This window comes from Streptomyces sp. NPDC002209 (assembly GCF_042890265.1).
Classification (GTDB): domain Bacteria; phylum Actinomycetota; class Actinomycetes; order Streptomycetales; family Streptomycetaceae; genus Streptomyces.
Genome location: NZ_JBIARX010000014.1, coordinates 35,628 through 49,086, shown reverse-complemented (window position 1 = coordinate 49,086; position 13,459 = coordinate 35,628). Strand labels below are relative to the sequence as shown.

At 73.8% G+C, this 13,459-nt stretch carries 10 protein-coding genes and 1 tRNA gene; 1 reads left to right on the top strand and 10 read right to left on the bottom strand.

Annotation, left to right across the window (positions count from 1 at the left end; translation table 11 throughout):
- Positions 1-3: 3 nt before the first annotated feature.
- Entirely contained in the window at positions 4-1,818 is a 1,815-nt protein-coding gene (locus ACFYXK_RS25070) for an FAD-dependent oxidoreductase (protein WP_389413116.1), read from the bottom strand.
- Between the two features lie 208 nt (positions 1,819-2,026).
- Between ACFYXK_RS25070 and ACFYXK_RS25065 the strand changes: the two genes are divergently transcribed.
- Entirely contained in the window at positions 2,027-2,332 is a 306-nt protein-coding gene (locus tag ACFYXK_RS25065; protein WP_266997932.1) for a 4a-hydroxytetrahydrobiopterin dehydratase, read from the top strand.
- Positions 2,333-2,424: 92 nt separating this feature from the next.
- Here ACFYXK_RS25065 and ACFYXK_RS25060 read toward each other — a convergent pair whose 3' ends face one another.
- The 9 genes from ACFYXK_RS25060 to ACFYXK_RS25020 all read right to left on the bottom strand — a co-directional run bounded on the left by ACFYXK_RS25060 (position 2,425) and on the right by ACFYXK_RS25020 (position 13,269).
- Positions 2,425-2,895 (bottom strand): RICIN domain-containing protein, encoded by a 471-nt coding sequence (locus tag ACFYXK_RS25060; RefSeq protein ID WP_389413115.1) that lies wholly within the window; start codon positions 2,893-2,895, stop codon positions 2,425-2,427.
- A 10-nt stretch (positions 2,896-2,905) separates the two neighbouring features.
- Entirely contained in the window at positions 2,906-3,754 is an 849-nt protein-coding gene (locus ACFYXK_RS25055; protein WP_389413114.1) for an aldo/keto reductase, read from the bottom strand.
- A gap of 98 nt (positions 3,755-3,852) precedes the next feature.
- The gene (locus tag ACFYXK_RS25050) at positions 3,853-4,623 is read right to left on the bottom strand and encodes an ABC transporter ATP-binding protein (RefSeq protein WP_389413113.1); all 771 of its coding nucleotides are present in this window, start codon (positions 4,621-4,623) and stop codon (positions 3,853-3,855) included.
- A complete protein-coding gene (locus ACFYXK_RS25045; RefSeq protein WP_389413112.1) occupies positions 4,620-7,352 on the bottom strand; it encodes an ATP-binding cassette domain-containing protein in 2,733 nt (910 codons plus the stop codon). The genes ACFYXK_RS25050 and ACFYXK_RS25045 overlap by 4 nt, the downstream gene beginning before the upstream one ends.
- A 10-nt stretch (positions 7,353-7,362) precedes the next feature.
- On the bottom strand, positions 7,363-8,631 hold the full coding sequence (locus ACFYXK_RS25040) for an ABC transporter substrate-binding protein (protein WP_389413111.1): 1,269 nt from the start codon (positions 8,629-8,631) through the stop codon (positions 7,363-7,365).
- Positions 8,632-8,743: 112 nt separating this feature from the next.
- Positions 8,744-10,567 (bottom strand): AMP-dependent synthetase/ligase, encoded by a 1,824-nt coding sequence (locus ACFYXK_RS25035; RefSeq protein WP_389413110.1) that lies wholly within the window; start codon positions 10,565-10,567, stop codon positions 8,744-8,746.
- A 217-nt stretch (positions 10,568-10,784) separates the two neighbouring features.
- Positions 10,785-12,365: a protein kinase gene (locus ACFYXK_RS25030; protein WP_389413198.1), complete on the bottom strand. Its 1,581-nt coding sequence runs from the start codon at positions 12,363-12,365 to the stop codon at positions 10,785-10,787.
- A gap of 212 nt (positions 12,366-12,577) precedes the next feature.
- Positions 12,578-12,662: transfer RNA gene (locus tag ACFYXK_RS25025), tRNA-Leu, on the bottom strand.
- Positions 12,663-12,807: 145 nt separating this feature from the next.
- Positions 12,808-13,269: a hypothetical protein gene (locus tag ACFYXK_RS25020; protein WP_389413109.1), complete on the bottom strand. Its 462-nt coding sequence runs from the start codon at positions 13,267-13,269 to the stop codon at positions 12,808-12,810.
- Positions 13,270-13,459: the final 190 nt, after the last annotated feature.

The following is a 13,459-nucleotide window of genomic DNA, read 5'->3' as shown; positions in this document are numbered from 1 at the left end:
GGGTCAGCCCAGGTCGAAGACGTTGCGCAGGCCGAGCCGGTGGCGCCACAGGTCGTGCCGCTTGAAGGACTCCACCTCCGGAGCCCGGTACATCGGCAGGACCGCAACCCGCGCGGCCTGCGAACCGTCCCTGTCCAGCAGGGCGTTGACGGCGGCGCGGGCCGAGGCGTTGGCGCCCTCCATCGTCGCCAGGTCGATGTCGACGGCCACGTAGTCCCCGCTGAGGAAGAAGTTGGGGACCCGGGTGTCCGCGCTCGGCCGGTTGTGGAAGGTGCCGGTGGGGTGGATCAGCAGCTGGTCCTGGTTGGTCGGGTTCGGGGTGCCGAGCCCGTCCACCCCCGGGTCCAGGAACCACGAGTGCAGGGTGCGGTCCGTCAGCAGCGTCTTCCCGGTGTCGTTGAGGGAGGCCTTCAGCTGCGCCCACACCTCGCGGGCGACCTCCTCGCGGGTGCACTGCTTGGCCGTCTTCCCGTACAGGATCCCCGGCTCGTCCCAGTCGGAGATGTCCACCGACAGGCAGTCCACCGCCACCCCGTCGCCGTAGTGGGCCGGGAAGTCGCGGGCCGGCCAGTGCTCGGCCTGCTGGATCGCGGTCAGCGACCAGGGCGAGTCGATGCAGTTGAGGTGGCCGTGGACGAGGGGCGCGCGCTCGGTGAGGTAGAACTGGATGCCGGTCATCCAGTCGGTCTCCAGCCGGTCGCAGCGGCCCAGCATCGGGTCCGCGGCCCGCAGCCCCGCACTCCAGGTGCGCCGGGCGTGCTCGACCGGCAGCGCGCTGACGTAGTGGTCGGCGCTGACGGTCTGCCGGGCCCCCGCCGGGTCCAGGACCGCGACCCCGCTGACCCGGCCGCTGCCGTATTGAACCTCCTGCACCGTCCAGCCGATCTTGAACTCCACGCCGAGGGAGCGCAGGTGGGCCTCCCACGGGTCGATCCACGCCTCGTTGGTCGGCAGGTTGAGGATCCGGTCCGGCGGCCCGTCCGCGCCGCGCCCCAGCGCGTTGAAGACGAAGGCCTCGCCCAGGGCGCCGACGGTGCGGGTGGAGGCCTCCTCGGCCTTGGTCGCGACGATGTTGCGGGTGATGCCCACGGCGAGGATGCGCTGGTACTCGTTCGACATCTGCGCGGCCCGCACGAACTCCCACCAGGGGGTGTACTCCCAGACCTCGTTGCGGCGCTCGTCGCAGCTGGTGAGGAAGACCAGCACGCGGTCGACGAAGTACGCGGTCTCGTGCGGCGGCAGCCGGACCAGTGACTGCAGGATGCCGGTCAGGGCCCGGCGGATCTCGTCGGGCGTCAGCTCGGCCGCGGAGTGGCCGGGCCAGGGGATGGGCGCGCGCAGGTCCTCCCGGCCGCCGGCCCGGGCGAACATCATCTCGGGCGGGGCGACGAGGTTGTCCCACACGCCGTGGGCGTTGCCGGGGAAGGGGATGCGTCGCATGGTGTCGGGCAGGTTGTGGTAGATGCCCGGGATGAACCGGAAGCCGTGCTCGGCGGGCAGCGGCCGGCGCCCGCTGCGGGCACTGCCGGGGACGTCCATGCTGCGGGCCTTGCCGCCGAGCGCGCGGCGCTCGTAGACGGTGACGGCGTAGCCGCGCTCGGCGAGTTCGTGGGCCGCGGTGAGTCCGGCGACCCCGCCGCCGAGGACGGCGACGCGGCGGCCGGTGGGATTCCGCACCGGGGACTGGGCCTGGGCCTGAGACGGGGCCTGGGCCTGGGCGGGGGCGGCCAGGGCCCCGGAGGCCCCCAGCGCCCCGGCGGTGGCCGCCGCCCCCGCGCCCGCGATGAACCTGCGCCTCGAACTGCCCGTGCGCGTCATGAGGAAGCCCCTTCGGAGTCGTCGGCGACGTGTGCATTACCGGCGGTAACAGTCACGTCCGGCGCAGGAGCATAGGGGCGGCACCGTGGACCCGGAAGGCACGGAAGTACCCGCACGCACTATGGCGCGAAACCTCCCCTCCGGCGTGCGCTGTGGGAACCTTGACCCCACGTCAGAAGTCGGGCCCGAACGGTGAAGGAGCATGCCGATGGCAGACGAGCCGCTTTCGCAGAAGGAGATCGAGGACCGGTTGCGGGAACTCCCCGGCTGGGCCTTCGAGGACGACCGGATCATCCGCACCTACCGGCTGGGCACCCACTTCGCGGCGAGCGCCCTCGTCGCCCACATCGCCGCGGTCCAGGAGGAGTTGAACCACCACTCCGACCTCACCCTCGGCTACAACACCGTTCGCGTGTCGGTCAACACGCACAGCGCCGGAGACGCCGTCACCGGCGCCGACTTCGCGCTCGCCGAGCGCGTCGAGGCCCTCGCCCCCGCCCACGGCGCGAGCTGACCCCGGCGGGCGGGTCACGGGCGGGTGCGGGACGGCCGACCGGCGCCCGCCCCCGCGCCCGGCACGGACACGCCCGCGCTGCCCACCGCGCGCTACGGCGAGGCCCAACCCGCCCCTCCCCGGCCGCCGGGGCGGGGGAGGACCGGCTCCAGGCGCCACCACTGCGACGGCGAATCGTTGTCCTCGCACTGGCGGGCCCGGCCCTCCTCGTCCCCCTCCAGCGGCAGCCCGCTGATGCACGCGATCAGGGACACCACACCGGGATCGTCGAGATGCTCCTCGACGATCCACTCCTGTGCGCCGAACGCGTTCGGCCGCCACACCTGGACCCGGGTCCCGCTCTCCGTCGACGCGTTCGCGACGTCGAGCCGCTTGTCGTTGTGCACGCTGACGACGTGGACGATCCCCCCGCCGCTGTGCACCGGCGAGATCCGCCACTGCCGGGCGGCCGGGGGCCCTGCCGGATCCTCGGGCCCCACCCGCACCCGGGTGCCGCCCTCCAGCTGGAGCAGCAGTCCGCTGGCCGCGTTGCGCACCAAATACACCCCGTCGGGGACGCTCACACCGCACCCCTCAGTAGTCGAAGACGGCCGGGTCCGGCCCGATCCGCCGGGCCGCGGGACCCGTGCCCAGCGCGTCCAGCGCGGCGAGGTCGGCGGCGTCCAGCTCGAAGCCGAAGACGTCCAGGTTCTCCCGGATCCGCGCCGGGGTCACGGACTTCGGGATCACGATGTTCCCGAGCTGCAGGTGCCAGCGCAGCACCACCTGGGCGGCCGAGCGCCCGTGCCGGGCGGCGACCTCGGCGACGGCCGGGAGCGTCAGCAGCTCCTTGCCCTGGCCGAGCGGGGACCAGGCCTCGGTCGCGATGCCGAGCCGGCGGTGCAGGGCGCGCAGCTCGGCCTGCGGGAAGAGCGGGTGCAGCTCGATCTGGTTGACGGCCGGGACCAGGGAGCTCTCGGCGCCGAGCCGCTCCAGGTCCGCCGGGCGGAAGTTCGACACGCCGACGGCGTGGGCGCGACCGCTCGCCGCGATCTCCTCGAAGGCCTTCCAGACGGCGACGAAGTCGTCGCGCATCGGGCGCGGCCAGTGGATCAGGTACAGGTCGATGTGGTCGAGGCCCAGGTTGGCCAGGGAGTCGTCGAACGCGCGCAGCACCGCGTCCCGGTCCCACGCCTGCGACGGCCCGTTCCACAGCTTGGTGGTGACGAACAGCTCCTCGCGCGGCACCCCGGCCCCGGCCAGGCCCCGGCCGGTGCCCTCCTCGTTGCCGTAGACGGCGGCCGTGTCGATGCTGCGGTAGCCCGCCTGCAGTGCCGCCGCGACCACCCGCTCGGCCTCGGCGTCCGGAACCTGCCAGACGCCGAAACCGAGCTGGGGCATGAGCGTGCCGTTGTTGAGCCTGATGCTGGGGACCTGGTTCACGTCTGGCCGTTCCCTCGGATCGTAGATCGGTACGGGGGGCGACAACCGGCCGCCCGTGCGACGTATTCCCGCCATGACCCGCAGGGATCGACACACCGTCAGGACGTACCCAGATAGGCCTCCCGGACGAGCGGGTCGCCGCGGATCTCGGCGGGGGTGCCCTCGGCGAGGACCGTGCCGAGGTCCAGGACGACCACCCGGGTGCAGAGGTCCATCACGAAGGCCACGTTGTGCTCCACCAGCAGCACCGCACACCCCTCGTCGGCCAGCCGCCGCACGACCGCCGCGAGCTGCTCGCGCTCGGGCGCCGACAGTCCGGACGCGGGCTCGTCCAGCAGCAGCACCCGCGGCGGATCGGCCACCGCGCGGGCCAGCTCGGCCATCCGGGCCTGACCGGCCGGCAGCCCGCCCGCGTACGCCGCCCCCAGCGCGCCGATCCCGCAGGAGGCGAGCACCCGCTCGCCCTGCTCGCGCCGCTCCCGCTCCCGGCGGCGCCGGGCCGGGGAGCCGAGGAGGTCGGCGGCGATCCCGCCCCCGCCGCCGCGCCACTCCTGGGCGACGAGCACGTTGTCGGCCACGCTCAGCTGCCCGAACAGCTGCTGGCGCTGGAACGTCCGGCGCATCCCGTGCCGGGCCCGCCAGACCGGGGAGCGCCTGGTGATGTCCGCCCCGTCGAGCAGCATCCGCCCCCGGTCGGGCCGCCGGATCCCGGACAGTACGTCGAACAGGGTGGTCTTCCCGGCCCCGTTCGGCCCGATCAGCCCGCACACCTCACCGGCCCGGACCCCGAGGGCCACCCCGGTGAGCGCCCTCACCCCGCCGAACCGGACGCTGATCCCGGCGCTCTCCAGTACGTAGGGCCCCGTCATCGCGCCATCCCCAGATAGGCCGCGGTGAGCCGGTCGGCCTCCACCTCGGCGCGCGGACCGCACCACGCGACCCGGCCCTGGGAGAGGTACGCGACGGTGTCGGCGACACCGAGGATCCCGGCGGCCTTCTCCTCGACCAGCAGCAGCGCGGTGCCGGCGTCCCGCAACTCGGTGAGCAGCGCGTACACCTCCTCCACGACGCGGGGGGCGAGCCCCAGCGAGGGCTCGTCGGCGATCAGCACCTCGGGCGGGCGCTGCAGCAGCGGAGCGAGGGCCAGCATCTGCTGCTCGCCGCCGGACAGTGCCCCGGCGGGGACACCCCGCCGCTCCCCGAGCCGGGGGAACCGGTCGTAGACGGCGGTGCGCGCGTCCGCCTCGCGCAGGTACAGCGCGAGGTTCTCCTCGATCGTCAGCGCCGGGAAGATCCCGCGCCCCTCGGGGGCGAGCAGCACCCCGGCCCGCGCACGGCGCACCGGCCCGTCGCGGGTGGCGTCGCGCCCGCGTACGAGGACCGCTCCGCGCACGGTGGGCAGGAGTCCGGCGGCGACCCGGCACGTGGTGCTCTTCCCGGCCCCGTTCGGCCCGAGCACGGCGAGGATCTCCCCCTTCCGGACGGCGAGATCGACCCCGTGCAGTACGAGCCCCCCGTCGTACCCGGCGGTGACACCGCGCAGCTCGAGGGCGGGGCCGGAGCCTGCGGGGCCCTCTCCCACCCCGGCCCTTCCCGCACCGGGGCCCGGGGGCGGAGCCCCCGAGGGCGTCCCGGGCGGAGCCCCGGTTCCGGGCAGGGGCGGGGTGGGGGACGGGCCGCCCGCGGGGCCCGCCGCCCGCCGCTTCGCGAGCCGTACCGGCGCCGCCGCGCAGTACCCGTCCGGATCGTTGGCCAGGGCCAGCCCCGCGAGCCCGAACAGGATCACCGGCAGGTGCGCGGACTGCGTCACGTAGTCGGACAGCAGCCGCGGGGCCACCGCGAACACCACCCCCGCCACCACCGCGTACTGCGGCCGCCGGACCCCTGCGGCCACCACCACCGCCAGCCACACCAGCCCGGTCATCGCCGTGAAGTCCGTCGCCGTGATCCGGGTGTTGTACGACGCCACCAGCACGCCCCCGAACCCGGCCAGCCCCGCCGACAGCGTGAACAGCAGCAGCTTCGTGCGCAGTACGGACACCCCCGAGGCCATCGCCGCCGCCGGAGCCGACCGCACGGCCAGCATCGCCCGCCCCGAGGGCGAGTTCCGCAGCGCGCTCAGCCCGGCCGCGCACACCGCGACGAGCACCACCAGCGCCACCCCCAGAGCCCGGTCGTCCCCCAGGTCCACCGGCCCGAACACCGGCCGCGGGACCGCCCACCCGGAGTCCCCGTTCCGCAGCCACCGCAGCTGGAACAGCACCTGGTCCGCGAGGAACGCCAGCGCCAGCGTCGCCAGCGCCAGGGTCCGTCCCCCCAGCCGCAGCGCCGGCAGTGCGACCAGCGCCCCGAGCAGCGCCGCCACGCACGTCCCCACCGCGAGCGCCGCCACGAACGGCCAGCCCCGGCTCATCAGCAGCCCCGCCACCAGGGCGGCCCCCGTCACGAACGTGCCCTGGGCCAGCGACACCATCGCCCCGAGCCCGGTCACCACCGTGAAGGACATGAACACCAGCCCGAGGGCCAGCCCCTGCGCGAGCAGCCCGCTCCAGAACGGCGTGGTCACCGTGTAGAAGGCCACGCACAGCGCCCCGGCGAGCGCTGCCCACACCCCCCACCGCCGTCCCCACGCGGCCCCTTCCAGATGGTCCACGGGCGCCGCGTCCACGGCCGCGGTCCCCGCCGTCCGGGCCCGCCGGGTCAGTACGAGCAGGCCGCCGAACAGGATCAGGAAGGGAACCGCCGTCCGGAACCCGGTGATCCCCTCGGCGAACGACGCGTACCCGGCCACCAGGTTCTGCAGCACCCCCAGCACCAGCCCGCCCGCGAACGCGAGCGGCACGGACGCGAACCGCCCGAGCACCGCCGCCGTCGCCGAGACGAACAGGAACAGGGTGAAGTCGTGCGCCGACAGTCCCAGCAGCGGCGTCGCCAGCACCCCCGCCAGCCCCGCCAGTGCGGAGGCGATCATCCACGCCACCGACGAGAGCCGGTCGGCGCTGATCCCGCGCAGCTCGGTCAGGGAGCGGTCGTCGACGGCCGCCCGCAGCTGCAGCCCCAGCCGCGTGTGCCGCATCAGCACCCACAGGGCCACCGCCACGACCGCCGTCACCACCCAGGTGATCAGCTGGTCGGAGTCGATGCCGACGCCCTCCGTGAGCTGCCAGGACCTCGCCGGACTCGGCCCCACGCCCGGCAGCCCGAACTGGTTCTCCGCGGGTTTCACGGGCGCGCCCGCGTCCCCCAGCAGCTCGACGGCCCACAGCCCCGCCGCGGGCAGCGCGACCAGCAGCCCGATCGTGGCGACGATCTGCGCGGTCTCGCCGACGCGCGCGAGCCGCCGGAACATCAGCCGGTCCAGCCCCCACCCGAGCCCGGGGGCCAGTACGCACACCACCAGCAGGGCCGCCCGGACCGCCGGCCAGCCCAGCCCGGAGTGCACCTCGTAGAAGGTCAGCGCGCACAGGTAGGCGGTGGCCCCGTGGGCGAAGTTGAACAGCCCGGACGCCGAGTACGACAGCACCAGCCCGGTGGCGAGCAGTGCGTACAGGGCGCCGGAGACCAGACCGCTCAGGACGAAGACGAGCAGATCTCCCATGGGACCAGCCCTACTTGAAGGGGATCGGCGCGTGGCACGTGAACGGTACGGAGACCTCGTACGCCCCGTTCTTCAGCTGGACCAGTGCACCGCAGCCGAAGCTGTCCTTCTGCCCCTTGGGCTCGGCCCGGTCGCCGACGAGGGTGCCGGTGTCGGAGAAGCTCTGGGCGGCGTTCTGGAAGTGCGTGACGGTCAGGTCCTTGCCCGCCTTCTGCGCGATGGACACGAACAGGTCCGCCGACATGTACCCGGTCAGCATGTGCATGTTCAGGGGTACGTCCTGGCCGCCGGAGGCGGCCTTGATGTCCGCCTTGAACCGGGCCATGGCCGGGCTCGCCGACTCGAAGGGCTCGAACTGGAGCAGGACGTGCACCCCGTCGAGGGCCTGCTTCGTGGCGTCCTTGGTGAGCAGACCGGGGTCGTAGTCGGTCGGGTCGGAGAGCAGCCCCTTGTACCCGCTGCGCTTGAGCGCCGTGAACAGGCCGATGTTGTTCGGGGTCTGCATGACCGAGACGACGGCGTCGGGTGCCTTGCCGTCGTTGCTCTCCAGGATCTCCTTCACGTACGCGGACCAGTCGCTCGGCACCGCCGTCGCGGGTACGGAGGGCTTGGCGTAGGCGACCTCGAACCCGGCGGCGGCGAAGCCCTGCTGGAAGGTGCGGATGCCGAACTTTCCGGCGTCGCTGTCGTTGGCGATGACCGCGACCGACTTGCCCTTGGCCCCGCCGAGGATCTGGGCGATGCCCTCGGGCCAGGTCTGGTTCAGGGTGCCGCCGGGGGAGGGGACCAGGCAGCCGTTGAACCCGTAGATGTACTTGGGCCCGCAGAAGGAGGGCAGGGTGCCCCAGCCGAAGGTGGGGACCTTCTCCTGCTCCAGGAAGTCGGCACCGGAGAAGGTGACCGAGCTCATCGGGGAGATCGCGAAGACCTTGTCCTGCTGGACGAGCTTGCGGGCGGCGGCCATGTTCTTGGCGGGGTCCTGGCCGTCGTCCTCCGCGCCCAGGTACTCGATCGTGCGCCCGTTGATCCCGCCCTCGGCGTTGGCCCTCATGTACCGGGCCCTGGCACCGAGGTCGGTGTCCTTCTTGCTGTAGCCGCTGGCACTGGTCATGGAGACGATGCCGCCGACCTTGATCGATCGGTCGCTCACCCCGCGGAAGTTGGCGGCCGAGCCCGCGTCGGGCTTGCCGGGGGAGCTCGTGTCGGAGGCGGAGTTGCAGGCGGAGACGAGCGCGAGCGCCGCCGCCGCGGCGGCCAGGGTGCGGATCGGTCGCAACATGTGTGGGATCCCCTCCGGTCGGAATCCCCGCATTCTGTGGGCGACCTGACGGATCGTCAATATTGCTGACGAAGTGAAGTGACGCATCGTCAGTTATGTGGTGCGGGGGCCGTCAGGGCTGGTAGAGGGCCGCCACCTCCGTCGCGTACGCCTTCTCGATCGCCCGCCGCTTCAGCTTCAACGAAGGCGTCAGCAGACCCCGTTCCTCCGTGAACTGCTCCGCCAGCACCCGGAAGGTGCGGATCGCCTCGGCCTGCGAGACCAGCGTGTTCGCGGCCACCACCGCCCGCCGCACCTCCGCCGTCAGGTCCGGGTCGTGGACCAGCTGCGACGCGGGCATCTGCGGGCGCCCGCGCATCGACAGCCAGTGCGCTATCCCCTCCATGTCCAGCGTGAGCAGGGCGGCCACGTACGGCCGGTCGTTGCCCACCAGCACGCACTGCGCGACCAGCGGATGCGAACGCACCCGCTCCTCGAGGGCGGTCGGCGAGACGCTCTTGCCGTTGGAGGTCACCAGGATCTCCTTCTTGCGCCCGGTGATCGTGAGGTACCCGTCCTCGTCCAGCCGCCCCAGGTCGCCCGTCGCCAGCCAGCCGCCGCGCAGCACCTCCTCCGTGGCGCGGGGGTCGTTGAGGTACCCGCTGAAGACGTGGCCGCCGTGCAGCCAGACCTCCCCGTCGTCGGCGATGTGCACCGTGCTGCCCGGGATCGGCCGGCCCACCGTGCCGTACTTCGTCGCGCCCGGCGGGTTCGCGGTGGCCGCCGCACAGGACTCGGTCAGCCCGTAGCCCTCGAACACCGTGATCCCGGCCCCGTCGAAGAACAGCCCGAGGCGGCGCGACATCGCCGACCCGCCCGACATGGCGTGCCGCACCCGGCCGCCCATCGCCTCGCGGACCTTCCCGTACACCAGCTTCTCGAAGAGCTGGTGCTCCATGCGCAGGGCGGCCGAGGGCCCCGGCCCGATCCCGAACGCCTTCTGCTCGCGCGCCTCCGCATACCGCACGGCCGCCTCCACCGCCCGGTCGAAGGGGCCCGTACGCCCCTCCGCCTCCGCCTTGCGCCGCGCCGCCGCGAAGACCTTCTCGAAGACGTACGGGACCCCCAGCACGAACGTCGGCCGGAACGCGGCGAGGTCGGGCAGCAGCTCGGCCGCCGCCAGCACCGGCTGGTGCCCGAGCTTGACCCGCGCCCGGACCGCCGCCACCTCCACCATCCGCCCGAAGACGTGGGCGAGCGGCAGGAACAGCAGCGTGGAGGGCTGCTCCCCGGGCCCGGCCTGGAAGACCGACTCCCAGCGGGCCACCATCGTGTCGGCCTCGTACATGAAATTGCCGTGGGTGAGGACGCAGCCCTTGGGGCGTCCGGTGGTGCCCGACGTGTAGATCACGGTGGCGACGGCGTCGGGCGTGACCGCGGCGCGGTGCCGGTGCACCAGGTCGTCGGCGACCCCGCGGCCGTCCGCGACGAGCGCGTCGACGGCCCCGGCGTCGAGCTGCCACAGCCGCCGCAGGTGCGGCAGCCGCTCGATGACCGAACCGACGGTCATGGCCTGGTCCTCGTCCTCGACGACGCAGGCGGTGCAGTCGGAGTCCTGCAGGATCCAGTGCACCTGCTCGACGGACGAGGTCGGGTAGACGGGGACGGGCTGGGCGCCGATCGCCCACAGGGCGAAGTCGAACAGGGTCCACTCGTACCGCGTCCGCGCCATGACGGCGACCCGCTCCCCGAACCGGACCCCCTGGGCCAGCAGCCCCTTCGCCAGCGCGAGCACCTCGGCGGCCAGCTCCCCGGAGGTCACGTCCCGCCAGACCCCGTCGGCCTTGCGCCCGAGCACCACCCGGCCGGGATCCTCCTGGGCATGCCGGAACACGGCGTCGGCGAGCCCGCCGACGGGCGCCGCAACAACGACTGGTGGGACGGTGATCTCGCGCATGCCCCGCTCCTCTCCGCGCAGCGCGGCGACGCTACCCCACCCCTCACCGCGGTTGATCACGGTGCGAAGACCTCCACAAGACCTCCCCAGGGAACCGGGGAAGGGCCTGCCGGAGGTGCGCGAGGGCCGCCCGGGGAGACACTCCCCGCGCCGACGGCCCGGAAACGCCGGACGCCCCGCAGATCGTGCGCCGGACGGGAGGCGCCGGGGCGCGGGCTCAGCCGTTCGCGGCTGCCGCCCCGCCCGGAACGAAGGAGTCCAGCGCCGCGTCGAAGTGGCTCCGCGCCTCCGCGAGCCGGCCGACGGGCGCGGACACCCACACGTCGTACAGGCGCCCGTTCTCGTCCCAGCAGACGTCGAAGGTGTGCCGGGCGCCCTCGGCGGCGGTGAAGCCGTTCCAGGTGAACTCCCAGAGGGCCGCGGGCAGTCCGTTGTGCGTGGTCGGGACGACCGTGCCGTCGCGGTAGCCGGGGTTGGTGGCCGGGCCGTTCGCGTGCGAGAGCCGCATGACGGAGACCGGCCCGTCGGACACCGACGGCTTCTCCTTGATGCCGATCCGGAAGGCCCCGTCCGGCGAGACGTAGAAGACCCGCTCGCTGTCGGTGGAGCGCTGGAAGCCGTCCGGGACGGCGAGGCTGAAGCCCGCCGGGTCGGACACGGACCGGTACCCGGCGGGCGCGGGCTTGGCGGGCCCGGGCACCGACGGGGGCGCGGTACGGGCGGGGGACGGCGCCGGCGAGAGGCCCTGCGCGGGCTTGGCGTCGGCGGAGGCCCGGCTCCGTCCGGAGGCGGTGGCGGCGGGCGTCGTCCCCCGCGCACCGTCTGCCGACCGGTCGCCGAGCTGCGAGGTGACGGCCACGGCGCCGGCGACCGCGACGGCGAACAGCGCGGCGATCACCCCCGCCCGCAGCGCGGGCCGGGCGCGCCGGACCGGGGCGGACGGCTGGGAGACGTGCTCGGTCGGCGAGTATGCGGCTGCCGCGCCCGCCCCGGATGCGGTCCCGGCCGGCGGCGCGGTCACCGGACTCGGTGCCGGTACCCGGTCGGCGACGGCGGGGACCTTGCCCGTGCTCACGTAGGCCGACAGCAGCCGCTCCGCCTCGGCCGCCCCCATCCGCCGCTCCGGAAGGCGTTCCAGCAGGCCGCGGACGACCGGGAGCAGCGGCCCGGCCTGCGCCGGCGGCCGGATCTCGTCGTACACCACGGCGTGCAGGACCCCGCCGAGCGAATCGCGGCGGAACGGCGACTCGCCGGTCAGCGCCGCGCACAGCAGGACGCCGAGCGACCACAGGTCGGATGCCGGTCCCGCGGCGGCTCCCTGCATGCGCTCGGGCGAGGTGTACTCGGGCGAGCCGACGAACGCACCGGTCTCGCTGATGGTGGTGGACCCGGCGAGCCGCGCGATGCCGAAGTCGGTGAGCACCACCCGCCCGGTCCCGGCCTCCATGAGGACGTTGGCCGGCTTGACGTCCCGGTGGAGCACTCCGCGCGCGTGCGCCGCGGTCAGGGCGCCGAGCAGGGCCAGCCCGGCGCGCGCGGTCTCGGCCGGGGTGAGCGGTCCCTCGGCGCCGAGCCGGTCGGCCAGCGAGCCGCCGTCGACGAGTTCCATGACGATGTGGGGGCGCCCGTCGTGCTCCACGACGTCGTGCACGACGACGACGTGCGGATGCCTGACCTGGGCGACGGTCCTGGCCTCCCGCAGCGCCGCCCTGGCGTCCGCACCCCCGTCGACATGGAGCTCCTTGACGGCGACGGGCCGCCCGAGCAGCTCGTCGGAGGCCCGCCAGACGGTCCCCATGCCGCCCCTGCCCAACCGCTTCTCCAGGCGGTACCGCCCGGCGATCACGATGCTGCTCTCCGGCCCGTCGTGCGACACGTTGCTTCCCCTCCGAACCCGTGGCGCCCCATGATGCCGCACCACCGCATCCGCACCCGCCGTCCGAGCCGGACACCGCGGGGCCACCGCACCCCCAACGCAAAAAACCCCACCGAAGTGGGGTTTTTGTTTTGTGTCCGAGGGGGGACTTGAACCCCCACGCCCGATAAAGGGCACTAGCACCTCAAGCTAGCGCGTCTGCCATTCCGCCACCCGGACCAGGTGGTCGGCCCCGGTTTCCCGCGGCGACAAGGACAACAATAGCAAAGGATCGGGGTGGTTCCGACCAGGTATTCGGGCCCGGGCCGCTCGCTGACCTGCAGGCATGTCCCCGAGGGGGCGGCGAGACTCCCCGTCTCGCGGGTCAGCGGCCCGCCGCGGTGCGCTCGGCCCGCAGCCAGTCGTCGTTGTGCTGCCACGCGTAGAGGGTGGTGCCGTCCATGTAGGCGTAGTACAGCCCGCAGCGCGCGGTGGCCTTCCCCCGGGCGTCCTTCGGGAACCAGTCCGCCGCGAGCGGGACCTCCTGCGCGCGGGGCCGCGGCTCCGTCGTGCACGCGGTCGGCAGCCGTTCGTCCGGCAGGGTCGCCGTCAGCAGGCGGTCGCCGCCCGTCGTCCTCATCGCGTACTGCACCGACGTCGCGTCGTCCGCCAGCCAGCGCGGGACCGAGGCCCGCGCGGTCTTCGCCTCGGCGCCCGTCGCGTACGTACCCGTCTCCTGGTGACGGTTCCCGTACCAGTCGGCCGCGGCGGGGAGGGCGACCATGGTCGCGAGCCCCACGGCCGAGACGACTGCGGCGGTGGTCAGGATGGCGGACCTGCGGATCATGCGGCGTTCGCTTCCCTCGGCGGCGGATGGCGTGCGTGCCTCCATCCTCCGGCCCCGCCCCGGGGCGGCGCGTCCTTCCACCGGGCGGGATCCGCGTACGTCTCAGGTCGCACAACCCCCAGGAGCCGCCCGTTGCGGCCTTCGGGGCGGGCGGGGTCGCCTTCGGGAGCGGGGCCGGCTCGCTGCCGCC

What these genes read in the sequence shown, in the direction of transcription:
- ACFYXK_RS25050 (WP_389413113.1), bottom strand. Translation starts at nt 4,623, where the DNA reads ATGACGGGGCCCTACGTACTGGAGAGCGCCGGGATCAGCGTCCGGTTC.
- ACFYXK_RS25070 (WP_389413116.1), bottom strand. Translation starts at nt 1,818, where the DNA reads ATGACGCGCACGGGCAGTTCGAGGCGCAGGTTCATCGCGGGCGCGGGG.
- ACFYXK_RS25035 (WP_389413110.1), bottom strand. Translation starts at nt 10,567, where the DNA reads ATGCGCGAGATCACCGTCCCACCAGTCGTTGTTGCGGCGCCCGTCGGC.
- ACFYXK_RS25030 (WP_389413198.1), bottom strand. Translation starts at nt 12,365, where the DNA reads ATGGGGACCGTCTGGCGGGCCTCCGACGAGCTGCTCGGGCGGCCCGTC.
- ACFYXK_RS25045 (WP_389413112.1), bottom strand. Translation starts at nt 7,352, where the DNA reads ATGGGAGATCTGCTCGTCTTCGTCCTGAGCGGTCTGGTCTCCGGCGCC.
- ACFYXK_RS25020 (WP_389413109.1), bottom strand. Translation starts at nt 13,269, where the DNA reads ATGATCCGCAGGTCCGCCATCCTGACCACCGCCGCAGTCGTCTCGGCC.
- ACFYXK_RS25040 (WP_389413111.1), bottom strand. Translation starts at nt 8,631, where the DNA reads ATGTTGCGACCGATCCGCACCCTGGCCGCCGCGGCGGCGGCGCTCGCG.
- ACFYXK_RS25065 (WP_266997932.1), top strand. Translation starts at nt 2,027, where the DNA reads ATGGCAGACGAGCCGCTTTCGCAGAAGGAGATCGAGGACCGGTTGCGG.